This window comes from Acinetobacter sp. LUNF3 (genome assembly GCF_022699605.1).
Lineage (GTDB): Bacteria > Pseudomonadota > Gammaproteobacteria > Pseudomonadales > Moraxellaceae > Acinetobacter > Acinetobacter johnsonii.
In genome coordinates this window covers 837,651-862,531 of the sequence record NZ_CP093968.1, presented here as the reverse complement: position 1 = coordinate 862,531, position 24,881 = coordinate 837,651, and the positions used below count along the sequence as shown (strand labels likewise).

Genomic DNA, 24,881 nt, shown 5'->3' with positions numbered 1-24,881 from the left:
AATCTTTGATTTGAAAAATTCTAGGGTCTGTTGACATTTCAAGTATAGAATTTACCCGATAAAGGTAGCCAAATAAATATACAAGCTAATGCAACTGCCCCCTCATAGCTACACTTTAGCTTATCATATCGTGTTGCTATTCCTCTGAACTGCTTTAACCTACAAAATGCATTCTCAACTAAGTGTCTGATTTTATATAAATACAAATCCATATGATCATTATTTGACTGAGTATTTGATTTTCTTGGAATATTCGCTTTAGTTTTTTTCGCAGATATTTGTTCTCTTAATGATTCAGAGTCATATCCTTTGTCTGCACAACATACTTCCGTTTAACTCAAATCAAGTTTTTCAATCATTTTAGGAGCAATCTTGACATCATGAATCGTTCCATCGGAGATAATAATTTCGATTGGATTGCCATCCGCATCAACAGCTAAGTGTATTTTAGAACTATTTCCACCAATGCTTTTAGAGATATCCTGATCTTTTATTCCAGCAGAATGTTGGTGTGCCCGAACATGACTACCATCAATAAAAACCCATTCCATATCAGCATTTGAAGAAATTAATTTAAATATTTTCATTAACTTGTCATTTTTACACCAACGACTATATTTTTTAAAGATTGAATTGTACGAACCAAATTCTTTAGGCAAATCACGCCATGGGCAGCCTGTTCTTATTCTATAAAGTATTGCTTCGACAAAATTTCTCAAATTAGATTTGAAATAGATATCAAAATTTCGGAAAATAGAAAGTAACTTAGACCAGTGTTGATCATTCAGCATTGTACGGGGCATAGCGAGAAGTAAATTTGGTTTGGCGATTAAATTTTACTTTCTCGCTATTTTTTTGAACAGAAAATGTCAACAGACCCTATTCAATTACTCATCTATAACGTCTATTTCACATTCTGTTCACGCTGTGCTGCCTAAGGTATAAACATACACTTCATACGGACACTGATGATGAGACTTGTAAAAACACTAATTGCTACAGCCTTATCCTTGCCGCTTCTATTGTTAGCCGGATGTAAAAGTATTCCGAGTTATTCAGCCGATTACGCCCAATCCAGAAACGGTATTCAGGGGATAGCGCTGGATCAGGCTAAAGCTCAGGATATCGGCCTCCGCTTCACTTCGGCATTTAATACCTTGGGCACACCTAAATTCGTTGAAAAAGCCGGAGCACTGTATGCCGACCAGCTGTTTATTAACGATACCCTATCGCAATTTTCATCCCGTCAAAATCTGCTGGAGCACTTTCAAGGCATGAACAAACGGGTCAGCAAGGTCAGCGTCAAGCTGCTAAACGCTTCTTATCATCAGGACTCTGCCTATGTGCACTGGCATATGACCTATGATTTTAAAATGTTCGGCACGACCCGCAGTATGGACTCTTACGGTATCAGTGAAATCAAGATCAACGAAAACAACAAGATTGTTTTCCAGCAGGATTTCTGGGACCCTGCGAATGGCCTGTACCGTTCCCTGCCTTATGTTGGAGGGGTCTACTCATGGCTACTGCCTTTCAAAAAATAGCGATCAGCACGGCGTTAGTGATGGGATGTAGCTTCTGTCCATGGGCACAGGCACAAAGCCTGAATCAATGCGGTAATGGTCCGCTGATGGTGGGTAAAAAACAGGTCGGTATGGCCAGTTATTTTGCACAAAACTGTAGCCAGTCCTGGGAAAAACAAAATATACAGATGGACTTTTCCTATACACAGAATATTCCGCAATGGGCATTTAAGCGTGCGGCCACACATTTACTGAAACGTAATGTTAAAGACGCAAAAATACATGCTCTATTCAACCCTATCACCGATTTGTATCGTCCGGTCAGATCAGGCGACCTGTACCGTTTAAAATACAACCATGCTACACAGACCCTGAGCTTATCCTTGAACCAGCAAAGTTTAGGGCAGCTTAAACATCCTCTGGCACAACAATATTTTAATATATGGCTGGGTCCCCAGCCATTTAGTGCTAAATTAAAACAGCAATTATTAAATTAGTATCTGCCGCTATGTCGAAACATTTTATCCTGATGGTTGAAGACCATTATGAACTGGCCTCTACTCTATGCGAGTTTCTGGAAGAACATGGCTTTGTGGTCGATCATGCCCGCAATCTGAGTGCTGCTAGACAATTACTGAAACAGCAACGCTACCATATCTTGCTACTAGACATTAATTTGCCTGATGGTTCTGGTTATGAATTGTGCGAGTGGTTACGCAATGAAGAGGGGTTGGACTTACCTGTCTTAATGCTTACCGCTCGGGATACCTTGGATGATAAACTCAAAGGCTTCAATTCCGGCACGGATGATTATCTGGTCAAGCCTTTTGACTTTAACGAGCTGGTGGTTCGGGTCAAGGCTCTGATCAAACGTTCTCTGGGTGAAGTATCTAGCAGTCGTCTGCAAATTCATGACCTAATTTTGGACCCAGCAACACAGCAGCTAACTCGAGCTGGGCAGAACATTGAATTGCCTCCGATTCAGTTTAAACTTTTGAAGCTATTGATGCGTCATTCTCCTAAAGTACTGACCAAACAGGAAATTATGATGCAGCTTTGGGGTGACGAAGAGCCAGAAAGTGATGCTCTGCGCAGTCATATCTATAATTTACGCAAAATGGTCGATAAGCCTTTTGAGCAAAAACTAATTCACACCATATCTGGTGTAGGGTTAAAGATCACTTTAGAACCTTAAGCTCTAGAAGCCAAGCCTTAATTTAAATACACGACGACAATCAGTCCAGTCGTCATCGCCAGATCAACATCCTGATGGGTATTGAGATAATACTGCCGATCAAACAATTCCACTCGCCAGCCAAGCTGCTTGCACAACTTCTGTACCAATTGCAGTCCAATGCCATGACCTTTGATCTCTAATTGCAATTGCTGCCCCGACAGTTCTTGCACCTTTGAGTTATTCGGTAAAGGAATGCCGACACCATTATCTGCAATCAATACTGTATTTTTTTGCAAAATGACATCAATTTCTGTGCCTTGTGAATAATTCAGTGCATTCCGCAAAATATTGCCAAATACCATTTTGGTCATCGACGGGTAAAGTTTACGTGGCTGTTCGTTTAGATCTTTTTGAAAATTTATCCGCATACCTTTGTTATGGCTAACACTATCCAGATCCTGAACTAGATTCTCCAGACATTCTGAAAGCATAGTCGATTCAGCGGTTAAAGTATTGGTGGTATTGCGGGCGATAGCCAGTAGTGTGTCAACTAATAGTTGCATGTCTTCAATGGTGTTGTTCAAGCGAGTAAATGATTTATTGTCCCCATAGCGTGCCTGACACAACTGCACATTGCCTTTTAGAATGGTCAGTGGTGTGCGAAGCTCATGACTGACATCACCAGTAAATTCACGTTCACGCTGAATAAACTCGCTTAATACCTGATGATATTTTTCTAGCGCCTGCTTCAGATATTCCGCTTCCAGATTTGAATCAGTCCGTATGTCATGAAATGGTGAAGCCTGATTTTTATAATCTTCCCAATCAATATGTTCCAGTGCGTTGGCAAGCCTTGTAATGGGAGAAAAATAGCGCCGGGCACGACGGTTCCACCACCATAACATACTATAAAGTACAAACAAGCTGACCATCAGTGGTGCCAGACCAAACAGCCAGACCAGTTTATTGACATTGCTTTCGCCAAAGACTAACAGGACATGCTGCCCATCTTTTTCGCCATAAACGGTCATGCGTTCCTTACCATCGACAAAATGCCGATTCACCCCTTGCTCAAGTGACATATTCTTAAATTGGGAGGGTGGCACAGTGTTCCAGCGGTAACCATACAGGTTTTTGGTATCGGGCAATTCTGCAGCAGGATTACGTTCTAATCGCTGCCAGTAGTGTGACATTTCCTGTTCTAGCGCCGTTCTGAGCAAAGAACCTTTAATCACCCAGGCACTGAAGCCAATCCCAATCACCACAGACAAGGCAATGAATCCGATTTGCAGCCAGTAGTAGCGGTTAAACACCTCACCCAGAGGATGATCACGTTTGTCCCTAAACAGCTTTAACATTGATGCATTCCCCGCTGGCCAATCCCATTGTTCAATTATACGGCTTTCTTCTTTAACAGAAAGTGGCCAATGACCCACTCGCGTCCATGGTCATAACCAAATAGCTCGGCACAGGCCATAAAGAAAATCCGCCAGCGCTGCCACCAGATTGCGGCATCCGCGCCATAAGTTTTTTCAAATAAGGGCTTTAGCTCGGCCTGTTTAGCATCCATATTTTCTAGCCAAGCATTTGCGGTACGTTCATACTGCGTACCCGCCCATTGCCAGTGCTGTTCTAGCTGTAAATGCTGCTGAAAATGTAGGAAAGTTGAGGCTGCTGGCATCAAACCACCACTAAAGAAATATTGCGACATCCAGTCAAACTCATTTTTGACTTCAAACGGATAATGCAAGAAACGATGACAGAAAATATGACACCACAGTAAACCATCTGGTTTGAGCCAAATACTGATATTTTCAAACAGTTTTTGATAGTTGCGTACATGCTCAAACATCTCCACCGAAACTACACGGTCAAATGACGCAGGTTCAAGTTGCAACACATTGACATCACAAGTGATCACATTAAAGTTATCCAGTTTTTTTAAACGGGCTTGTTCCTGAATATGCTCACGCTGCGTTGAAGAATTTGACACGACTGTAATACGGGCCGTTGGATAATGCTCGGCCATATACAGACTTAAAGAACCCCAGCCACAGCCAATTTCCAAAATATCCTGCCCGTCTTTCAGTTGCGCTCGCTGGCAATAGCAGGCAAGAGCGGCCTCTTCGGCTTGATCTAGCGTCGTATCGGCATGTTCAAAGAGACTCGCACTATATTTCAGGCGCTTACCGAGGACTGCCTGAAAAAATGCGGTCGGCAGTTCATAGTGCTGCTCATTGGCTTTGTCTGTCTCAATGGCAATTTCGCTGTTTTTCAGCATGGTCAGCACATCCATATAGCGCTGCGCTGCCAATGCGGGGTCAAACCGACCTTCTTGTGCCAAACGTTTTTTGCTCAAGATTTTAATACCAGCACGAATCACTGGGTCTGGCACCTTGCCATTTTCGATCAGTTCTAAGGTTTTTTGAATCATAAAGTCCATGTATTTACCTACTCTTTGGGTGGCCACGGAATAAACATTGAAGTTCGTCGTTGATAGTCTTTATAGTTGTCACCACGGTGGGTGAGCGCCTGTTTTTCACTAAAAGGAATACCCGTAAGGTAGTACAGGAATAGCCACATCAGCAGCGGATAAATCCATAATTCATAGCATCCGACTGCCAGACCGAGCACTGGATAGGCAAACCAATGCAGCCATTCAAAAAAATAATTCGGATGGCGCGAGTATTTCCACAAGCCCTGATCCATGGTTTTACCTTGATTCTGTGGATCTAGCTTAAAACGGTAAAGTTGCTGATCGGCAGTGCTTTCGCCTATCAAAGCCGATAGCATGATCATGCCAGCCACAATCACAGTGACCAAAGTCCAGTCATTCCATTGCTCGGTCGAGATACTTAATAACTTCAGCATTGGGTAGGAAAACAGTAGCGCCAAACCTGCCTGAAATATAAAAAACACCAGAAAACCAAGATGCTGATAATCCCCCATCGCTCGGCGCATGTTGGCATAACGCGTGTCTTCTTGGGTTTCATTGGAATAGCGCCGTAACAGATGCCAAGTCAGCCGTGAAAACCAGATCCCACTCGCCAGTCCCAGAAATAACCGAACCAACAGTGGTGCACTGTGAATCGCCCAAGCGGCAATAATCACATTGAGCGCAATACTGAAACTCCAGGCGACATCGACCAGCCCTGCTCTGCGGTTATAGGTCACCAACACCCAGCTACAGAGCATGATAAAGACATTGAGCAAAAATAAATCTAGCAGCATGTCGCCCTCCTGTTTTATTTCTGCTTAGTAAGCACTGGCTTCAAACAGCAAATGAACATCACTGATCACACCTTCCCTAAAACCACCTTCGCAATAACACAGATAAAAATCCCACATGCGGATAAAGCGCTCATCAAAACCAAGTTGCGACACCTGATCACGTTGCTCCAGAAAACGCTGGCGCCAACACTTCAGGGTTTGTGCATAGCTTTGACCAATATCTTCCAGATGTTTGAGACGAAGTTTTTGCTCAGAAGCCGTTTGCGTCATCACACTGATACATGGAATAAAACTACCGGGGAAAATATAACGCTTAATGTAATCCACCGTATTTAAAGCTTTAACATAGCGTGCATCTTCAATGGTAATCGCCTGTATCAAGGCTAGACCATTCGGCTTAAGGAGCTCGCGGCATTTTCGGAAATAAGTTGGTAAATATTGCTCACCCACTGCTTCAATCATTTCAATGGACACCAATTTGTCGTATTTACCCTCGAGTAAACGGTAGTCCTGAAGCTGTACAGACACCCGATGAGACAGCCCTGCTTCAGCAACTCGGGCGAGTGCTTCATCGTACTGAGCTTTGGAAATGGTAATGGTGGTCACCTTACAGCCATAATGCTGAGCCGCATAAATGGCAAAGCCGCCCCAGCCGCTGCCAATTTCAACCAAATGGTCCATCGGTTGCAATTGAAGTTTTTGGCAGATCAGTTCTTTTTTATAATCTGAAGCTTGTTCCAAGCTCATACAGGGTTCTTTAAACACCGCACTGGAATACATCATGCTGGAATCTAAGAACAATTTAAAAAAATCATTGCTCAAGTCATAATGCTCAGCAATATTCTGACGACTACCATCAATTGAGTTTTTGCGGGATTTATACCAAGCCTTGAGTACCAACTGGCTAGCTTTTGCCACTACATTTTGATTCATTCGATCAAGCACATCACGATTACGTGCTAGAATACGAATTACGTTGACCAGATCTTCACTGCTCCAGTAACCACGAATAAAGCCTTCTGCTGCCCCCAATACACCATTACGGAACAGCAAATCCATCAGACGGGTATCATGCACCTGTATCACCGCCTGCAGATCACTGTTTTCACCAACTGTCCCGTTCCAGAGGCCTTTAAAAATCAGCTGACCATGGCGTAATTTCAACAGGTGGCGCAGCACCACGGGCAGTTCGGTATGCTCTCCCATTAACAGTGTTTTCATAGTCATGTCTTTCCTTTTTCTTTTTTAGGATGGCGGTAAAACGGAATTTTCTTTTTCCATAAACGAAAGGCATGCAGATAAATTCCGCTCACCATCCTAAAGGGCTCAAGAACTTTTAATACAGCATATCGATGTTGCTGTGAAGGAAGTGTGATGGCTTGCAGCTTAAATTTCATCGTGGCATCAAATTGCAATATTTCTTGTTCAAACAGCTGCATGTGAATCACATTTTGCTGTTCTGAAAAGCTAAAACGCCAACGATAATCCAGTGACATCGGCATGAATGGTGACACATGAAAGGCCTTTTTAAAGTCAAACTGGTGGCTCTGGTAAGGCGTATGTTTAGTTACATTGTGCCGACAATCGTGAATGTACACCTGACGTTCATTCCACGGTGTATTGGTGATTTCACTCAGTATAAAAATCAGTTGATCGGTGGCATTAAAGACTAGATAAAACACCACAGAATTAAAACGAAAACCCAGTGTGCGTGGTAAAGCCAGTACACGAATAGATGCAGCATGTGGTAAATGATAGTTTTCGTGCTTGATCAGTAACCGTGCAACTTTCTGCCGAATCGAGCCATATTCCATGTTCAGAAAGTCACGTTCATCCAAGGTCAATAAATTCCAGCGACTAGAAGACCAGAACCAAGATTTTTGGGTAAAATTTGCCAGTTGATCCGGATCAAACCATAGATAGGTTAGCTGGGTCTCAAAAGCATGGGCTTTGGGCAGGTAACGGCGATGCCTAATTTCGGCAGAGGCAATCGCCAGTGGATACATCTGCATCATGCGCTCCTAAGCCGCTTGCTCAGTGTGTTGCAGCAACTGATTTACAACCCATGAAGCACTACGTGCGCCATCTTCATGAAAGCCCCAGCCCCAGTAGGCACCACAGTATGACGTCCGGTTCTGACCATTAACCTCAGCCCAACGTTGTTGTGCCTCAATTGCGGCAGCATCAAATACTGGATGACGGTAATATCGTTCTACCCATATTTTTTTCGGATCGAGGTTAAAGTTAGGATTGAGTGTGGCAAAGATTTGGGTTTTACAATTCAGGTTTTGCAACTGGTTCATCCAGTAACTGAAACCATAATGCATGCCACTATGCTGTAATGGAGTTGATTCGGTTGCACGACTAGGTGTCACATGTACATGCCAGCTGGCCCATTGGCGTCTGGATTTGGGCATGATATGAGTATCGGAATGCACCACCATATGGTTATCCTGATAACGAAACTTGCCAAGTACTTCCCGCTCTTGCGTTGACGGGTCTGTAAGTAAATTCAAACTATCATCAGCATGGCTGGCAAAAATGACCCAGTCAAAACGTTCACTGCCCTGTTCAGTTTCAATCACTACATCATTGGCACTACGGGATACATGAAGCACCCCCGTCTTGTGGAAAGTCATATTCGATTGGGCCTGAATGGCACGAACATAACGCGCTGATCCACCCTTGACCGTAAGCCACGAAGGTCGCTCTTTCAGCTGCAACATACGATGGTGCTGAAAAAAGCTCACCACAAATTTATACGGAATCTGTCCAGCTTGCTCTACTGGACAGGACCATAGTGCCCCGCACATCGGATAGAGATGTTCCTGACGAAAGGCTTCGGAATAGTCATGTCGATTGAGATATGCATCAATACTGAGCTGTGCATCGACCTGTTCAATATCAATATTTTTATTCGCCGCATAGAAACGGAACAGATCCGACAACATCACGCGAAAATCAGCGTTAAAGAAGTTTTGTGGTCGGAACAACAGCGAGAATTTTTTTGAAGGATTGTACTGCAAGCCAGTGACCTGATTGTTCACCGAAAAGCCCATGTCACTGCTTTGCGATTGAATCCCGAGTTCTTTGAGCATTGCACAGAACAGTGGATAGTTATGCTCATTAAATACAATAAAGCCACTGTCCACCGCGACCTGTTCGCCATCTATATTCAACTGATGGGTATCGGTGTGGCCGCCAAAGTAGTTATTCTTTTCAAAGACGGTAACGTCATGCACTTTACCTAATTTCCAAGCCGCATACAAACCGGAAATACCTGAACCAATAATCGCAATTTTCATGGTGATTCCTTCGAATGAATAGTAGGAGCGCCTGTTTTGGCTGCTTTTCTCTGTTTGCGAGCTTTTGCAATTTTACTGACTTCATAGACCCTTGCTGGAATTGGCTTTAAGTCCCAGACTATCCCGAACCAAGACATGATTTTTAAGAGGTAATAAGTCACATCAATCTGCCACCAGTAAAAGCCCTGTCGGGTACTGCCTGCATAATAATGGTGATTGTTGTGCCAGCCTTCACCCAAGGTAATGATTGACAAGAATAAATTGTTACGGCTTTGATCATCAGTGTCAAAATCACGGCTACCGTAATGATGCGCCAGTGAATTGATACATAAGGTCGCATGAATCAGCAATACAGTAGACACCACAAATCCCCAGACCAGTAATTGCAACCCGGAAGTCCCCAGTTGCGGCCAAGCTATTGCCAGCCATTCTCCTAGCACATAAATCCCGCCGGCAGTCAGCAGCACAACAATCAAACTGAAACGGTCTAGCCAGATCAGCTCTGGATATTTCAGCCAGTCCTTGATGACTTCTTTACGTGTAGCAAAATTATATTCATTCAGAAACCAACCAACATGGCTATACCAAAAACCGTGGGTAGATGAATGCGGGTCTTGTGAAGAATCTGTATAGCGGTGGTGATAACGATGATGGGCTGCCCACCATAAGGGGCCACGCTGTGCACTCATGGTGCCTAGTAATACAAATAGGAACTGCACTGGACGCGAGGTCTGAAAGGTTTTATGCGATAAATAGCGATGAAAAAAAGCCGTAATGGAAAACATACGAATCAGGTAGAACAGCAACATAAAGCCCACTGCAAACCACGACACTCCCACCCAGAACACTGCTAGACAAGCCAGATGCAACAGAATAAAGGGTAAAATCCGCTGCCACTGAATCTTGCTGTTTTCAGCCGTCAGTGTTTCGGGCGCTGTGGGTGTGAACCAGCTGTCTATCCATCGCATCAGAGTTTTCAACATGGACTCATCCTAATTTCGAGCGATTGTATTTATTCTATTTGATGAGTGTAATCAGTCAGGTATGAATTTTATGTGAAGTAAATAAAAAAACCGAACTGTTGAGAGATTTATCAGTTCGGCAAAAGGTTAGCAGATTAATGAGGCAATTTGATAAGTTTTGTCACGTCATAGCCATAATCTTTCGCAGTGTCTATATATGACTGATAAGTTGCTTCATCTAGTTGCGGTTCACGTGACAAAATCCATAGGTATTTATTACTTGGGCCACCCACCAGTGCCACTTTATATTCCGGGTCTACTCGTAATACCCAGTAACGACCTTTAGTAAAGGGTATCCATCTTAAACCTTTAGGCAAAAAGCTGACCTTCAGTTTGCTGTTCCCCTGATTTTGCGAATACGCAACACCTTCAGAGCTAATTATCTCGCCATTGGCAATTCGGCAGCTATTCAATACCCTGATAGTTTGATCGGCATTGACACTATATTGTGCCGTGATATTCGATACACATTTACGCTGAAAATACATCGGTAAATGGGCAATTTCATACCATTTACCTGCATACTTCTGAATATCCACTTGATTTACTGCCTGCGGCCTCACCGTTTCTGCTCGGGTGGTCATACTTAAGCTAATGGTGACCAGCGCTGTAGCGGCAAAAAGTGACTTGAATAGCATTTTCATTTTTAAGCCTTATTTGATTTCCAAGATTAAGATAACCCAAGTCGATGTGAACAAAATGTGAAGATTAAATGCAGGACGAATGTAGGCAAAATTTCAATTTTATAGCCTGAAAAAATAGGTAAAATCATTTTTATTGGATCCCATTTTTAAGCGGTAAATTAGTTTTTTCTGTTTGAATGTATCAGTGCTGTCAATAGACTTGTTAAAAAAAGTCAACCAGATCAACAGACTCTTTCCAGATTCAGATGTCTTTTATAAGGTAATTAAATATACATATAAAAAAACTTGATTAATTTTATTTTTAAGGTATAGTTAACTCAACTAGAAAAAAGTCTTGTTGCATTAAATCTCTCTTAAGTATCGTCGTTTTATTCATAATTCTTCGTTTTTTCAGATTTTAAGTTTCATTCTTTATTATTTTCAAAGTTATATGCAGTCAATAAAATGACTAAAATTATTAAAAAATCAGTAGGATTTATTATGTCAAACTCAAATGTTGTTAAAGGTACTGTTAAGTGGTTCAATGAAACTAAAGGTTTTGGTTTTATTCAACAAGAATCTGGCCCAGACGTTTTTGCTCACTTCAGTGAAATTGCCAACTCAGGTTTTAAAACCTTATTCGAAGGCCAACAGGTTGAATTTAGTATTGCTCAAGGTCAAAAAGGACCGAATGCGGTCAATATTGTTGCTATATAAGCACTAAAATACGAGTTGAAAAAGCACTATTCAGTGCTTTTTTAATTTTAAAGAAAAAGTTGTTGTTCCATATTGGAAAAAATCATAAAAACAGGATATAAATTGTTAAAAGTTAATGAATTAATTGCAAAATCTAAAAATGGTACTGAAATTATCGTTTCTTTAATTCCCTTAAATAAAATGCAGAATACACGTCAAGGTTTTAAAGAAATTGAAGTGGGTAAAAGAGTTCTGCTGGAATCTGGAATTGAGGTAGATTTAAATTTAGATGGTCGTACATTTTATACGTCTTTAAATCAATTATTTAAGCTAAATCATAAAGTGATTTAAAAAAATACTATATTGCTTAATTAATTGAATAGTCGCTCTGCCATAATCTTGTTAAAGGTGAACTAATGTTTAAACAAAATCTAAATGTGAAAGACCAATTTGGTATCAAATATTCTATTCAGGCCACGGTTGAGCGCCATTTTAGTTCTAGCCAGTCTTGTTCCCATGTCAAATATATTACCGTGGATGGTGAAGATATTCGGCCCAGTTTTGAAATGTTTTTCCAAAGTACTTCAAGCGGAAAAATTTTCAAAATTATTTAAGTCGATGAACTACTCACAGCTAAAACAAAGATGATAATATAAAAAAATTTATATATTATCGCTTTATATTATTTATAACTCATATAATAATTTTAAATTTCTAGTCGCTTAACTCGCCCTTAAAAGAGCGAGAATGCGCACTATATTTTGTTCAAAATTTCAAAGCCACTCTTTGCTGTCATCTGCAACAGGCGTTCCATGTATCACATGCTGAATCATGGTATAGGCGATACTGCCCTTGAACGGAATCTCGGGTAACTGATCAAATTTAAAAAATTGCGCATCGCTCAGCTCATCTTCCTGAATCTGAATCTCCCCCGAGTGATACTCTGCCCTGAAAGCCATCATCAGGTTGCTAGGAAACGGCCAAGGCTGACTAGCCAGATATTGAATATTCTTGATCTGCAGCCCAACTTCTTCCAGCGTCTCGCGGCGTACTGCCTCCTCCAAGGTTTCGCCCACTTCAACAAATCCAGCAATTAGGCTATACATCTGGGTTTTATTGCGGGCATTTTTTGCCAACAGAATTTCATCTTCGCCGCGGGTGATGATAGTAATCACACAAGGATTCACCCGTGGATACTGGTTATAACCGCAAGAGAGACAGACCATAGCGTACTGGCTGGCATGCTGCTGGGTGGCGTGACCGCATTTACTGCAAAAGCGGTGGTTACGACGCCACTCCAGTAACTGCACAGCACGGCTGGCCTGTTCAAACTGCGGCCTGCTCCAGACCTGCACCAGTTGCCGGATCGGGACCAGTTGATAACCTTCGGGTACTGATTCATTTTCTTTTAGATCCCGTGCAATGACTTGGCCATTTTCCAACAGGTTCAGGTCATGCTGCAGTCGTTCTACATGCGGCAACTGGAAATGCTCATCCACCAGTAATTGTTGCTGTCTAAAAATATACGCTTTTGAATGTATGCTCATGACAATTCCTTGATTAAAAAAAATCCCACACAGAGGATGTATGGGACAAAACTAAGGAAGCTTACATGGAGTAACTTCTAGCCAGATACTAGGCGAAAGCTGCCTGAATTACAAACACAATAATTTGTATCTTTTTGATTAAAATCACATAATTTTCACACCGACTATGCATTAAACAATCATTAAATTCGAGTATTGTAAAATGGTTTGAAATTTTTATAGATAAATACAGCTTTGCTCAAGTGATGATGATTTCTGTGCAATGGTTGATCCGCATCTGACACAGTCTCTTTGGGATGATCTGTATTTTCACAAAAAATTGAGCTGCCTACATTTACACTGTTCTAGTGTTTATAAACTTTGAGATTGGTATGCGTTTCGGTTTAATTCTGGGAGACCAGCTTCATCATCAGCTAGCTACGCTCAAAGTACTGGATCGCACTCAGGATGTAATTCTGATGGCCGAAGTGGTTGAGGAAGCCACTTATGTCGCCCATCATCCGCAGAAAATTGCGCTGATTTTTAGTGCGATGCGTCACTTTGCCAAGGCGCTTAAAGCTGATGGTTGGCGTGTACGGTATCATGCTTTTGAATCTGATAGTCCTATTCGTAGCCTGCTGGATTTTGTGCAGTCACAACAACAACTGCTCCCCGTAACAGGACTGGTAATTACACACTGTGGAGAATACCGCCTACAGCAGCAGATTCAACAGCACTGGAGCCCACGGCTACAACTGCCCGTACAGTGCCTGAATGACGACCGTTTTTTCTGTAGTCTGGAGCAGTTCCGCCACTTTGCCAGTCGCTACCAAACACTGCGTATGGAATATTTTTACCGAGAAATGCGCAAGCAGACTGGTTACTTGATGCAGAGACAGCAGCCCATAGGGCAACAGTGGAACTATGACAGCGCCAATCGCAAGGCTTGGTTGGGCAGTCCGCCCTTGCCCCCGCAACTTAATTTTGAACGAGATCAGATTGATTTAGATGTGCTTGCACTGGTTAAACGTGAGTTTTGCCAGCATTCTGGAAGTCTTGCCAATTTCCGTTGGGCCACCACACGCAGTAATGCCAAGCGTGTTCTGGAACATTTTATTACCTATAGTTTGCCTTATTTTGGTGATTATCAGGATGCTATGGCACAGGGTACAGACACGCTGTTTCACAGCCTGCTCTCACCTTATTTAAACTGTGGCCTACTATTGCCCAAAGAAGTCTGTGATGCGGCAGAAGCTGCCTACCATGCCGGTCATGTACCACTGAATGCAGTTGAAGGTTTTATCCGGCAGATTCTGGGTTGGCGCGAATATGTACGAGGCATTTACTGGCTATACATGCCGGAATATGCCAACCGCAATGCACTGCAGCATTCGTCACCGCTGCCACAATTTTACTGGACTGGTCATACCCAGATGAACTGTATGGCGGAATGTTTTCGCAATACTTTCCAAAATGCCTATGCGCATCACATCCAGCGTTTGATGATTACTGGCAACTTTGCCCTGTTAAGTGCTGTAGACCCGCAGCAGATCAGTGAATGGTATCTGGCGGTATATGCAGATGCCTATGAATGGGTAGAACTACCGAACACGCTGGGCATGGTAATGCACGCTGATGGTGGGTTAATGGCCAGCAAACCCTACGCCGCTTCGGGCAATTACATTAATAAAATGTCAGATTACTGCAAGCACTGTACCTACAATGTCAAAACCCGTACCGAGCCGGACAGCTGTCCATTTAACAGTCTATACTGGTTTTTTATGATTCGGCATGAAGCGATATTTCGTACTCATCCACGTATGGGCATGATCTATCGACAGCTAGATAAACTTAAAGATCGGCATCAGATTATCAGCCATGCCCAGCAACTTCTTAGCCAGATCAATGAGTTATAAACGATGAAAAAACAGCATCTCCCTGAAAAAATCTGTATCCACTGTTTGCGCCCTTTTACTTGGCGCAAGAAATGGCACCGCTGCTGGGAGGAAGTACAATATTGTTCTGAAAGATGTAAACGTGAGTCCAGACGGTAATCAAAATCAAACACTTAGAAACGCTTGTATTGGCGTGAACAATAGGCCCGTATCACATCAGGTAAACGCAGCTGCAGATGCTTGGTTTTTCGGCCTGTCACACGTGCACGCCACATTTTAAAGCTACTGGGTTTCATATTTTGCCGCATCAAGCGGATCACTGCCGCTTCGTTCAAACCAAACTCACATTGAATGGCTTCAAATGGGGTTCGATCCTCCCAGGCCATTTCGATAATTCTGGATAAGTCTTCTTCAGAAAATTGATTCATGCCATTCTCATTTTAATTACTATGAAGCTTCAATAAGTTCTATCAACTCATTTACATAACTTGAGTCAACTTTAATTCAACTAAAAGCATAATAATACGATCATGAATTTTTTGTGATTTTCTCTAGTTTACGGACTCAGCACAAATAAAAGGGCTAGTTAAACTAGCCCTTTTAAATCTTAGTTACCTCTATAAGTCGAATATCCATAAGGACTTAGAAGTAGAGGAATATGATAATGGCTGACACTTCCATCTACCTTAAAAATTACAGGAACTTCAGGAAAGAAAGTATCTTGCTTATTTTTTTTAAACCAGTCCTCGGTTTTAAAGGTAACTTTATAAATACCTGCTTCAAGCTTCTGATTTTCAGGAAACAATGCAGTAATACGGCCATTAGGGCCAGTATATTGCTGATTTAATTTCACCCACTTATTCCCAGTACTTTTTTCGAGTACCACCTCGACTTGAGCAGAAGGCAGACCATTTTCTAGATTCAACACATGCACACTTAAGGGGTTAGTTTGTGCAAAAGTCATTGAGGTCAACAATAGTGTTAAGAGTGGCAATAATTTTTTAAACATGATGGATTCCTTAAGGATTGAAAATAGACTTAACAGCTGTATCAGCGCAGTAATGGTCATTTTTTGCGCCCCCTGCTCCGGCAACGCCAATGGCGCCGACCACTTGACTCTCATAACGCACAGGTACGCCGCCACCTAACAACAGTAAATTTGATAAGGTGGTTAAATTTTTTGCATCCTTATTTTCATGGGCATTTTGACTTAACAACATGGTCGCCATTTTGGTGGATAAAGCGGTATAGGCTTTCTTTTCGGCTGCGCCCAAATTATGTGGCCCGACAGTTTCATGTCTCTTTGACATCAAGGTATTCCCTCCCCCATCGACCACCACCACGGCAATATTATGCTGTATTTTTTGACATACGGTCATAGCAGCATCAATAAGAGTTTGTGCTGTCTGAGAATCAAGTGAATAAACTTGATTCAATTGAACGGATTGTGCAAAAGTACTGCTACTCATCAGCATTACTGTTGCAATAAGCCCTTTGAGTTTGTTCATCATGATTGCCCTGAATTAAGTTTTAAAAATCTTATACAATCTGAATGATTTAGATGATGACAATCACATTACAAAGTGGCTTTGTTGCACAAACCTATCTGTAAAGGGTTTTTCAGCGATATAATTTTCAAATGAAGAAGCCTACACACAAAATCTACCGCACAACCAATTGGCCCGCATATAACCGAGCACTCATGAGTCGCGGAAATATTGCCATTTGGTTTGATCCTGCTTCGCAATAGTATGCGCCATCAAAAGGCAAACAAGGGCGAAATCAAACCTACTCCGACGCAGCCATCCAATGCTGCTTAATGATTAAATCCTTATTCCGTCTGTCTTTACGTATGGTCACTGGCTTTGTGCAAAGTCTGATTAAACTTTGCGGATTAAATTGGATAGCTCCAGATTACACCACGCTTTGTAGAAGACAAAAGCATATTGATATTGTAATCAGCTACCAAAAAAGTAGCGATGGGCTGCATCTACTCATGGACTCTACAGGCATGAAGTTTCTAGGTGAGGGCGAATGGAAACGCAAGAAACATGGATCTGAATATCGTCGCCAATGGCGTAAACTTCATATTGGTATAGATGCTAAAACCCTACAAATACGAGCAGTTCAGCTTACAACCAATAATGTCAGTGATTCACAGGTGCTTGGTGATTTACTTAATCAGATTCCACAAGATGAGCAGATTAACTGTGTTTATACCGATGGAGCTTATGACACCAAGCAATGCCGTCAGGTCATTGCAGATCGGCAAGCGCATGCGGTGATTCCACCTAGAAAAAATGCGAAACCATGGAAAGATACAAAGAGTAGCTCGCTAGAGCGAAATGAATTACTTCGAACAATTAAACGTTTAGGCAGGACACTATGGAAAAAATGGTCAGGCTATCATCGTCGAAGTTTGGTTGAAACTAAGATGCATTGCATCAAATTATTAGGAGATAAACTCAGTGCAAGGAGTTTTGATAGCCAAGTGAATGAAATCCATGCACGTGTAGCAGTCCTTAACAGATTTACGAAATTAGGTCGACCACTTACCCAAGTTACGCCTTAAATTTAGCTCAATTAGGGGCGCTTTGCATTTCAAATCTTTGTGCAACAAAGCCCCTAAGAATGGGAAAATATACTCAACTACTTTTTGCGTAGCCCATAAACCAATTTCTTGGTGATGTTGATGTGGAGCTAAATATGGCATCAATTTGCTAATTTTATGCCCAGTATTTGTAGATATCTGAATTTGCTGCTGTAACAGCAATAATTCCTTTTCTGACAAATAACTAAAATCATTTAGTTCGATAAAGTTTTTTATATATTCTGTATTTACTGGGTTAATGCGTCTACTTAAATTAGTACCCGCAATCCAATCATAAATAAAAGCTTTTTCTGCAGCAGAGAAAACTCCAAACATTTTCCCATCTTCATCATTGATCATTTTCCAAAATCGGCTATGTTCAGGATTTTCGTTAAGCTTAATCCATCCTATTTTTGTTAGCTCAAGAATGAATTCCTCAACCTGATCTTCTTCTGATAGCCATGAATTTACAGACTTATTCTTAAACTTGCATTTCTCATTATGCATGTGCTTTCCAACCAAAGCTTTGCTCTTGAAAATGTCCAGAACCACTTGCTCAGTATTTAGGTTCTTTATTATTTGAACTGAGCTAATTCCCCGATCATTCAATAAAAAGCCTATCTTTAATTTACGAATAAATTCGGATTGATTTGGGTAACGTTTGGCTAAAGACATGACCGCATTTGTAGCTAAATGAGCATGTCCATTATCAAAGTTATCAATTGTAATGTGTAGGTTAAAATATTTGGAATCAATACCTAACTCTTTAAGTTCATAATTTGTAATCAGTAAATGAAGTGGTAGTTGTTCGTATCCAAAATTAAAACCTGCAATCTCGGGTATAAAATCTGATGGAGCATAAGCTAAAGCTAATTGTATTGCTGACTGGTGATAATATTCATCAGGCAAATTCATTGAAAATTGATGAAGACCAAGTGATAGAAGTAATTTATTGAAAAGTTTTACATGGTTACTTTGACTGGAACCTAACCCCAACTCCTCAACATATATCTGTATAAAGTCTCTAAAAGCTGGATCATTCCAGTACTGTGTAAAGCTATAAAGCCAAGCCCCGTCTACACGTTTGGTCGGTGCTACTTTGTATAAAAACTCATAAGCTTTACTTGTAGTTCCAAAAAACTCCCTTGCACTCCCATTTTCACGCCTTTCTAAGTACTCTTTGTAATGCAAGCATTGTGTTTTATTTTGTTTCTGCATCCAGACTGCCAATTGATCAACATTAGTAGGAAAATCAGAGAAATCACTATCCAAATGAAGTATTTCGTTTTCTAGGAAATGATAAGCTTTCAACTCTTTTGGGCTTTGTTGCACAAAGATTTCATAACTATATGATTTTAAAAGTTTTGATTATTTTTTGATCCAAAATTAAATCTATTTAAATCAGATGCTTACATATTTATGCAACAAAGCCACTCTTTTGCAGAACGTGACATTGATGGAGCTAAGAAAAATTGTGTTATTTCAAAATATTTTTGATGGGCATCGGTTATTAAATTTAAAATTCTCTCTTTTACTGCAGTAGGCATTATAATTCTCTCGCGGTAAATAACTTATACCAACATAATTGACACTTGCACTCAATTAATTAACAACTTTGAAAAGAAACGTTAATAAATGTAACCTCATAAATTAATTAGTAACACAATTTAACATTTTAATTAAATATTTATAATTTTAAAAATAAGTAAAACCTTAATATCTGTGATACCCATCACATTACCTCTCAATTTAATTAATAAATATTTAAAAAATAAATCTCTTAAAAAGCACTCTCTAGAGTCAAAGAAAGTAAATTCAGCACTAATCAAAAAATTAAAAAAACTTAAATCAAATAATTATATAGGGCATACTGACTTACTTAAGAAAGGTGGATCTAAAACCAAGAAACAAATGTTGGCACATTTTTCTATGTAATACTCTATAAAAACAAATTCTTCTCTTATAAAACAGATATCAAATCAAAAACTTAATTCTTAATTCTTAATTCTTAATTCTTAATTCTTAATTCTTAATTCTTAATTCTTAAATCTTAAATCTTAATTCTTATCTATATATGAATATCTTTAAAAATCAATAAAAATATTAATGTTAACCGTTTGTAATATATCATATATATATTCATTAGTTATCAATACTTAACACTACAAACTAAACACAATTTAACTAAAAAATTAAAATGTAACATCTTGAATATTTTACAACCATGTAATCATGCTATTAATAATATATCTACCAATTAATTAATGTAGATTAATTCTAATCTTATGAGGTTCAATAAAATGACTAATCAAAATCAGCAGAAGGATAATAAACGTCAGCAAAACCAGCAAGATGACAAGCAAAGTCAGCAAAATCAGCAGGGCGACAAGCAACGTCAGCAAAACCAGCAAGATGACAAGCAAAACCAACAGCGAAAATAGTAGTTAGGTTAATAATAAAGCAAAAATACTAGAATTCTTTCATTAGTTTAATAGAGTTGGAGTTCATTATGACTATCAATGACCATCAAGACGAAAACCCAATCAAGCATGATTGGCGTACAGATTATTCAAACCGCCCATATTACGGCGATATCCAAAGAGAACTTCCTGATGTGGATTATGACCGTGATCTTCGTTCAGCCTATGAACTAGGTCAGCATGCCCGTAATGAGCGTGGTACTGATGCACGATTTGAAGATTCCGAAAGTGATTTGAAAGTAAAATGGGAAGAACTAAAGGCTGAATCACGCTTAAAGTGGGAACAAGCTAAACATGCGATTAAAGATGCATGGGACAAAATGTAAGCCAATATAATGATAATGAGCCTTTTAGGCTCATTATCAGCACATCTAAATAATAATTAAATAGGTGTAAAATGGACTTTATAAAAATACTATTAGCTGATACTACATTTACTTTTGCAGCAGAAATTGTACTTCGTAGTGTCTTGATGTACTTCCTGATTATCTTAGTTTTAAGATTTTCTGGTAAACGTGGTGTTAGGCAACTTTCCATCTTTGAAATCGCAATTATTCTTAGTTTAGGATCTGCTGCTGGCGATGCTATGTTCTATGAAGAAGTTCCTATCATTCATGCTGTCATCGTTTTTGCAGTAATTATGGCTTTATATCGCTTAACAACTTATTTAATGATGAAATCCGATGCTATTGAGACCGTATTGGAAGGTCGACCTATATACATCGTCAAAAATGGTTTACTGATTGTTGAGGATATTAAGCAAGAAAAGTATTCATACGATGAATTCTTTGCTGAAATGCGCCAAAAGAAAATAGAGCATCTCGGACAAGTTAAAATAGCACTGCTTGAGACTGATGGCTGCCTAAGCGTGATCCCATATTCTAAAGAAAATATAAAATGGGGCCTTCCTCTGTTTCCCGATGAATACCAAATCGCAGATCATCACAATGTAGATCACTTTTATTCTTGTATGTTGTGTGGTCAAACCCAACGTTTAAATCATTTAAATGAAGAATGCCCTCGCTGTCAAAATACAAAATGGGCTAAATCCTGTTTGTATTGTGAGGAATATCAAAATTAATAAGCTTTTGTTTTGACTTAGATTAATTCAATATTATTTAAAATGAATAGTTTAAGCGAACAAAAAATACACATTTCTTTACCTTACTCAAAGCGTAAATACTTAAAGTTTATATGGGTATCTTTGATCCAAAAAAGAGTTTTCTTGCAAGTAACTCATATTCGATTGTAGATAACCTATTAAATTGTATAAGCACAAAATATCCGTCAACAAATAAGCCATTAACTTACGTGAAAATAAATACTTATTTTCATAAAACGTTATAAAGCAAATGTATAAGAGAATGTGATATGAAAGAATCAAATACACCAAAAATTGACCAACTTTCTGAGGAAGCATACGTGGATCCTATAGGTAAAACCCTTACCTCTTCTTTAGGTGTTCCCGTAGCTGATAATCAAAATAGTCTAAAAATTAATGAGAAAGGCCCTACTCTTCTCGAGGACTTTCTTCTAAGGGATAAACTTATTCATTTTGATCGTGAGCGTATTCCAGAACGTGTTGTACATGCTCGAGGGGTCGGTGCTCATGGTTACTTTCAAGCTTATACCGGTAATGAAAAATGGACTAAAGCTAAGTTCCTAACGGACACAAATAATCGGACTCCTATCTTTGTCCGTATTTCTACAGTTCAAGGTGGGCGAGGTTCGGCTGATGTCGTTCGAGATGTACGAGGTTTTTCTATAAAATTTTATACTGAAGAAGGAAATTATGATTTGGTGGGGAATAATATCCCTGTCTTCTTCATTCAGGATGCTATTAAATTTCCGGACTTTGTTCATGCAGTAAAACCAGAAGATGCCAATGAAGTTCCAACTGGTCAATCTGCCCATGATACTTTCTGGGATTTTATTTCTTTAAACACCGAAGCATCACATATGACTACTTGGATAATGTCTGATAGAGCAATTCCAAGAAATCTACGCTCTATACAAGGTTTTGGTGTTCATACATTTAGATTGATTAATAAGAATAATGAAGCATTCTTAGTGAAATTCCATTGGACTCCAAAGCAAGGGGTAGCTCAAGTCGTCTGGGATGAAGCCTTAAAAATTAATGGCAAAGATCCCGATTTTCACAGACGTGATCTGTGGGATGCTATTGAGCGTGGCAATTACCCGGAATGGGAATTAGGCGCACAAATTTTCTCTGAAAAAGATGCAAAACAATGGGACTTTGATGTCTTAGATGCTACAAAATTAATCCCAGAAGAACTTGTACCTGTCACTCCACTAGGTAAATTTGTTTTAAACAAAAATACAGATGATTTTTTCGCAGAAACAGAACAAGTTGCTTTTAGTCCTGCAAATATTGTCTCAGGTATAGATTTTAGTAACGATCCCCTTTTACAGGGACGGCTATTTAGCTATACGGATACTCACTTACACAGACTAGGTACGGTAAATTTTAATCAAATTCCAATTAACAAACCCGTTTGTCCTTTTCATACGAATAGACGAGGTGGTTATGCTAATCACGAAGTTTATAAAGGAAAGGCAAATTATGAACCTAATTCTGTTGATGAAAATTGGCCAAGAGAATCACCTAATGACAGTGGTGCCTTTAAGACACATCCTGAAGAAGTACAAGGCAGCAAACTAAGAGTTCGACCAGAAAGTTTCGCTGATCATTTCTCGCAAGCCACAATGCACTACCATAGTTTGGAAAAACATGAACAACAGCATATTAAGGATGCATATTCTTTTGAATTATCTAAGGTTAAATCGGAAGATATCCGCAGACGTGTAGTTTACGCTGTCTTAGCTAATATTGACTTGGACTTAGCTGAATATGTTGCGAAAGAGTTAGGTATTAAAACTCCCCCTAAACAGCAAGATAGTCTGCACCAACCCGTAATTGCATCTTCGAAAAGATTAAGTACCTCATCTTTTCCTGCATCTGACATTAAACAGCGAAAAATTGCCTTGCTCGTTCATAACGGTGTAAATGCGTCATCAATAGATGATATTAAAATATGGGCTGAAGCAGAAAAAGCTATTGTGGAAACTTTAGCACCGAACGCAGCCCCAGTTAAATCTTGTGATGGCAATGAAATACCAGTAGATGGAAGACAAAATGGCGAGCCTTCAGTGACTTATGATGCCGTAATCGTGATTGATGGGAATAATTTAGAAGTATTTAAGGCTGATGGAGTTTCTAAACATTATGTATTAGAGACATATAAACATCTCAAGCCCATTGTTTTCCTGGGTGATAAATGCGCTTTAATAGATGAGTTTCAGCTCACGAAGGATGCAGCTCTATTCTCTACTCAAAATTTTAAAGAGATCCGAGATCAATTCAAACAAGCTATTCAAAATCACCGTTTGTGGGATAGAGAAAAAGTTGTCGCAGCTATTCCAGCATGAATTTATTTGAGATTAAAAGTAGTGTAAGCATTTGATTTCAAAAAGCCCTCGACGAGGGCTTTTTGATCTACTTTTGCTCTTTAAGTGGATTCTCAGGCTCTTCATTTGGTTTTTTCTGAGGATCTGGATTCTGATAGGTTTTCTGATCACCCTTGTCATCGTTTGATTCTTTTTGAGGTTTTGATTCTGGATTTTGCTTATTAATCATGTCGGTTCCATCACGTGAAATACTATAATAATAGATATGACATCAGGCTGTGTGTATCAATAATAGATATGTTACGCAATACTCCCCTGTAAAATAATTAGCACCTTAAATTCATTACTATTTCCCTAAACTATTATGCATTGATCACACCTGATAGTTATAGGTGGCTTTGTTGCACAAACCTACCGATAAAGTCCTATTCAGCAATATAATTTATAAACGAATAAGCCTACACCTAAAATTTATCGTACAACCAATTGGTCATACTACAATTGCGCTTGGATCAATCGTGGCAATTTGACAATTTGGTTTGATCTGAATACTAAGTGGCATGCACAATCACAAGGCAAATAAGGTCGAAATCAAACCTATTCTGATATAGCAATTCAGTGCTGTTTCATGATCAAATCTCTATTTCGACTTTTTTTAAATATGGTCACAGGCTTTATACAAAGCCTTATTAAGCTTAGTGGGTTAAGTTGGACAGCACCAGATTACTCCACCCTCTAAAGACGGCAAAAACATATTGATATTGCAATCAGCTATCAAAAAAATCATGAAGGACTATATCTATTAGTAGACTCAACTGGCCTTAACTTTTGGTGAAGGTGAATGGAAACGCAAGAAACACCAACCTGAATATCGTCGGCAATGGCGTAATCTGCATATTGGTATAGATGCTCAAACCCTTCAATTATGTACACTACAACTGACCAAAAATAATGTCAGTAATTCACAAATTCTTCAGGATTTACTTAATCAAATCCCATCTGATGAGCAGATTGATTCTGTCTATATAGATGGATCATATGTTACAAAATATTGTAGACAAGTGATTTCAGATCGACAAACACATGCCATGATTCCATAAAGAAAGAATGAAAATGCCATGGAAAGATAAGAAAGTGAGATGCATGGAGCGAAATGAGTTATTTAAAACAGTTAAACGTCTAAGAGAAGCACTTTGGAAAAAGTGGGTCTGGTTATCATCGGCGAAGTTTGATCGAAACCAAGATAAATTGCATCAAATTATTAGGCGATAAACTCTGCTAAAGGAATTTTGACAGCCAAAAAAATCAGACCCATGCAAGCGTAGCCGTATTAAATAAATTTACAGAATTATGTAGTCTTCATACCTAAGTTGTAACTTAAATT

Annotated in this window: 27 protein-coding genes and 3 pseudogenes; 14 read left to right on the top strand and 16 right to left on the bottom strand. The window is 39.7% G+C overall.

Features of this window, described 5'->3' with window-relative positions:
• Positions 1 to 38: 38 nt before the first annotated feature.
• Positions 39 to 803 (bottom strand): annotated as a pseudogene (locus tag MN200_RS04140) (IS5 family transposase).
• 168 nt (positions 804 to 971) lie between these two features.
• Here MN200_RS04140 and MN200_RS04135 point away from each other — a divergent pair.
• The 3 genes from MN200_RS04135 to MN200_RS04125 are packed head-to-tail and all read left to right on the top strand — an operon-like array spanning position 972 to position 2,718.
• Complete coding sequence (locus MN200_RS04135; protein WP_205668141.1) at positions 972 to 1,544, top strand: nuclear transport factor 2 family protein; 573 nt, start codon at positions 972 to 974, stop codon at positions 1,542 to 1,544.
• Positions 1,520 to 2,020, top strand: coding sequence for a chalcone isomerase family protein (locus MN200_RS04130; RefSeq protein ID WP_125274883.1), 501 nt, complete (start codon positions 1,520 to 1,522; stop codon positions 2,018 to 2,020). The genes MN200_RS04135 and MN200_RS04130 overlap by 25 nt, the downstream gene beginning before the upstream one ends.
• Before the next feature lie 11 nt (positions 2,021 to 2,031).
• Positions 2,032 to 2,718 carry a response regulator transcription factor gene (locus MN200_RS04125; protein ID WP_242760114.1) on the top strand — a complete coding sequence of 229 codons (687 nt, stop codon included), beginning with the start codon at positions 2,032 to 2,034 and terminating at the stop codon, positions 2,716 to 2,718.
• A 17-nt stretch (positions 2,719 to 2,735) separates the two neighbouring features.
• Here the strand turns inward: MN200_RS04125 and MN200_RS04120 are convergent, their stop codons facing one another.
• The 8 genes from MN200_RS04120 to MN200_RS04085 all read right to left on the bottom strand — a co-directional run bounded on the left by MN200_RS04120 (position 2,736) and on the right by MN200_RS04085 (position 10,902).
• Positions 2,736 to 4,058 (bottom strand): HAMP domain-containing sensor histidine kinase, encoded by a 1,323-nt coding sequence (locus MN200_RS04120; protein WP_035326925.1) that lies wholly within the window; start codon positions 4,056 to 4,058, stop codon positions 2,736 to 2,738.
• Between the two features lie 35 nt (positions 4,059 to 4,093).
• Complete coding sequence (locus tag MN200_RS04115; protein ID WP_242760113.1) at positions 4,094 to 5,143, bottom strand: class I SAM-dependent methyltransferase; 1,050 nt, start codon at positions 5,141 to 5,143, stop codon at positions 4,094 to 4,096.
• A gap of 8 nt (positions 5,144 to 5,151) precedes the next feature.
• The gene (locus MN200_RS04110) at positions 5,152 to 5,931 is read right to left on the bottom strand and encodes a DUF1295 domain-containing protein (RefSeq protein WP_242760111.1); all 780 of its coding nucleotides are present in this window, start codon (positions 5,929 to 5,931) and stop codon (positions 5,152 to 5,154) included.
• A gap of 24 nt (positions 5,932 to 5,955) precedes the next feature.
• Positions 5,956 to 7,158, bottom strand: coding sequence for a cyclopropane-fatty-acyl-phospholipid synthase family protein (locus tag MN200_RS04105; RefSeq protein ID WP_242760109.1), 1,203 nt, complete (start codon positions 7,156 to 7,158; stop codon positions 5,956 to 5,958).
• Positions 7,155 to 7,943, bottom strand: coding sequence for a DUF1365 domain-containing protein (locus MN200_RS04100; protein ID WP_242760506.1), 789 nt, complete (start codon positions 7,941 to 7,943; stop codon positions 7,155 to 7,157). Before MN200_RS04100 ends, MN200_RS04105 begins: the two co-directional genes overlap by 4 nt.
• Before the next feature lie 9 nt (positions 7,944 to 7,952).
• Positions 7,953 to 9,236 carry an FAD-dependent oxidoreductase gene (locus MN200_RS04095; RefSeq protein WP_125274876.1) on the bottom strand — a complete coding sequence of 428 codons (1,284 nt, stop codon included), beginning with the start codon at positions 9,234 to 9,236 and terminating at the stop codon, positions 7,953 to 7,955.
• A complete protein-coding gene (locus MN200_RS04090) occupies positions 9,233 to 10,219 on the bottom strand; it encodes an acyl-CoA desaturase (RefSeq protein ID WP_242760107.1) in 987 nt (328 codons plus the stop codon). The genes MN200_RS04095 and MN200_RS04090 overlap by 4 nt, the downstream gene beginning before the upstream one ends.
• Positions 10,220 to 10,353: 134 nt before the next feature.
• Positions 10,354 to 10,902 carry a lipocalin family protein gene (locus tag MN200_RS04085; protein ID WP_125274874.1) on the bottom strand — a complete coding sequence of 183 codons (549 nt, stop codon included), beginning with the start codon at positions 10,900 to 10,902 and terminating at the stop codon, positions 10,354 to 10,356.
• Positions 10,903 to 11,382: 480 nt separating this feature from the next.
• On the opposite strand from MN200_RS04085, the gene MN200_RS04080 reads away from it, so the two are divergent.
• The 3 genes from MN200_RS04080 (at position 11,383) to MN200_RS04070 (ending at position 12,191) form a co-directional block, all read left to right on the top strand.
• Positions 11,383 to 11,598, top strand: coding sequence for a cold-shock protein (locus MN200_RS04080; protein WP_004799092.1), 216 nt, complete (start codon positions 11,383 to 11,385; stop codon positions 11,596 to 11,598).
• Between the two features lie 102 nt (positions 11,599 to 11,700).
• On the top strand, positions 11,701 to 11,928 hold the full coding sequence (locus MN200_RS04075; RefSeq protein WP_004682274.1) for a hypothetical protein: 228 nt from the start codon (positions 11,701 to 11,703) through the stop codon (positions 11,926 to 11,928).
• Between the two features lie 65 nt (positions 11,929 to 11,993).
• On the top strand, positions 11,994 to 12,191 hold the full coding sequence (locus MN200_RS04070; protein ID WP_242760106.1) for a hypothetical protein: 198 nt from the start codon (positions 11,994 to 11,996) through the stop codon (positions 12,189 to 12,191).
• 159 nt (positions 12,192 to 12,350) lie between these two features.
• On the opposite strand, the gene nudC is transcribed toward MN200_RS04070, so the two are convergent.
• Complete coding sequence (gene nudC / locus MN200_RS04065) at positions 12,351 to 13,124, bottom strand: NAD(+) diphosphatase (RefSeq protein ID WP_242760105.1); 774 nt, start codon at positions 13,122 to 13,124, stop codon at positions 12,351 to 12,353.
• 371 nt (positions 13,125 to 13,495) lie between these two features.
• On the opposite strand from nudC, the gene MN200_RS04060 reads away from it, so the two are divergent.
• Positions 13,496 to 15,019, top strand: a complete 1,524-nt coding sequence (locus tag MN200_RS04060) for a cryptochrome/photolyase family protein (protein ID WP_242760104.1) — start codon at positions 13,496 to 13,498, stop codon at positions 15,017 to 15,019.
• A gap of 3 nt (positions 15,020 to 15,022) precedes the next feature.
• Complete coding sequence (locus MN200_RS04055) at positions 15,023 to 15,157, top strand: DUF2256 domain-containing protein (RefSeq protein WP_081408287.1); 135 nt, start codon at positions 15,023 to 15,025, stop codon at positions 15,155 to 15,157.
• A 14-nt stretch (positions 15,158 to 15,171) separates the two neighbouring features.
• Here MN200_RS04055 and MN200_RS04050 read toward each other — a convergent pair whose 3' ends face one another.
• The 3 genes from MN200_RS04050 to MN200_RS04040 all read right to left on the bottom strand — a co-directional run bounded on the left by MN200_RS04050 (position 15,172) and on the right by MN200_RS04040 (position 16,506).
• The gene (locus MN200_RS04050; protein WP_058952279.1) at positions 15,172 to 15,426 is read right to left on the bottom strand and encodes a TIGR03643 family protein; all 255 of its coding nucleotides are present in this window, start codon (positions 15,424 to 15,426) and stop codon (positions 15,172 to 15,174) included.
• A 179-nt stretch (positions 15,427 to 15,605) separates the two neighbouring features.
• Positions 15,606 to 16,007, bottom strand: coding sequence for a hydroxyisourate hydrolase (gene uraH, locus MN200_RS04045; RefSeq protein WP_242760103.1), 402 nt, complete (start codon positions 16,005 to 16,007; stop codon positions 15,606 to 15,608).
• Between the two features lie 10 nt (positions 16,008 to 16,017).
• The gene (locus MN200_RS04040; protein WP_171455695.1) at positions 16,018 to 16,506 is read right to left on the bottom strand and encodes a heme-binding protein; all 489 of its coding nucleotides are present in this window, start codon (positions 16,504 to 16,506) and stop codon (positions 16,018 to 16,020) included.
• A gap of 131 nt (positions 16,507 to 16,637) precedes the next feature.
• On the opposite strand from MN200_RS04040, the pseudogene MN200_RS04035 reads away from it, so the two are divergent.
• Positions 16,638 to 17,570, top strand: a pseudogene (locus MN200_RS04035) (IS5 family transposase).
• Here MN200_RS04035 and MN200_RS04030 read toward each other — a convergent pair.
• Together MN200_RS04030 and MN200_RS04025 are read right to left on the bottom strand one after the other, a co-directional pair.
• Positions 17,538 to 18,920 carry an iron-containing redox enzyme family protein gene (locus MN200_RS04030; protein WP_242760102.1) on the bottom strand — a complete coding sequence of 461 codons (1,383 nt, stop codon included), beginning with the start codon at positions 18,918 to 18,920 and terminating at the stop codon, positions 17,538 to 17,540. The pseudogene MN200_RS04035 and the gene MN200_RS04030 overlap by 33 nt on opposite strands.
• A gap of 77 nt (positions 18,921 to 18,997) precedes the next feature.
• Positions 18,998 to 19,135, bottom strand: a complete 138-nt coding sequence (locus MN200_RS04025) for a hypothetical protein (protein WP_171455699.1) — start codon at positions 19,133 to 19,135, stop codon at positions 18,998 to 19,000.
• A 753-nt stretch (positions 19,136 to 19,888) separates the two neighbouring features.
• Here MN200_RS04025 and MN200_RS04020 point away from each other — a divergent pair.
• From MN200_RS04020 to MN200_RS04005, 4 genes are all read left to right on the top strand, one after another.
• On the top strand, positions 19,889 to 20,029 hold the full coding sequence (locus MN200_RS04020; protein ID WP_171333651.1) for a hypothetical protein: 141 nt from the start codon (positions 19,889 to 19,891) through the stop codon (positions 20,027 to 20,029).
• A gap of 68 nt (positions 20,030 to 20,097) precedes the next feature.
• Entirely contained in the window at positions 20,098 to 20,394 is a 297-nt protein-coding gene (locus MN200_RS04015; protein ID WP_004981674.1) for a hypothetical protein, read from the top strand.
• Positions 20,395 to 20,465: 71 nt separating this feature from the next.
• Positions 20,466 to 21,149, top strand: a complete 684-nt coding sequence (locus MN200_RS04010) for a DUF421 domain-containing protein (RefSeq protein ID WP_004986536.1) — start codon at positions 20,466 to 20,468, stop codon at positions 21,147 to 21,149.
• A 290-nt stretch (positions 21,150 to 21,439) separates the two neighbouring features.
• Positions 21,440 to 23,518 (top strand): catalase, encoded by a 2,079-nt coding sequence (locus MN200_RS04005; protein ID WP_242760101.1) that lies wholly within the window; start codon positions 21,440 to 21,442, stop codon positions 23,516 to 23,518.
• A 67-nt stretch (positions 23,519 to 23,585) separates the two neighbouring features.
• Here the strand turns inward: MN200_RS04005 and MN200_RS04000 are convergent, their stop codons facing one another.
• Positions 23,586 to 23,726 carry a hypothetical protein gene (locus MN200_RS04000; protein WP_004986534.1) on the bottom strand — a complete coding sequence of 47 codons (141 nt, stop codon included), beginning with the start codon at positions 23,724 to 23,726 and terminating at the stop codon, positions 23,586 to 23,588.
• A gap of 240 nt (positions 23,727 to 23,966) precedes the next feature.
• Between MN200_RS04000 and MN200_RS03995 the strand changes: the two are divergent.
• Positions 23,967 to 24,866: pseudogene (locus MN200_RS03995) on the top strand (IS5 family transposase).
• Positions 24,867 to 24,881: the final 15 nt, after the last annotated feature.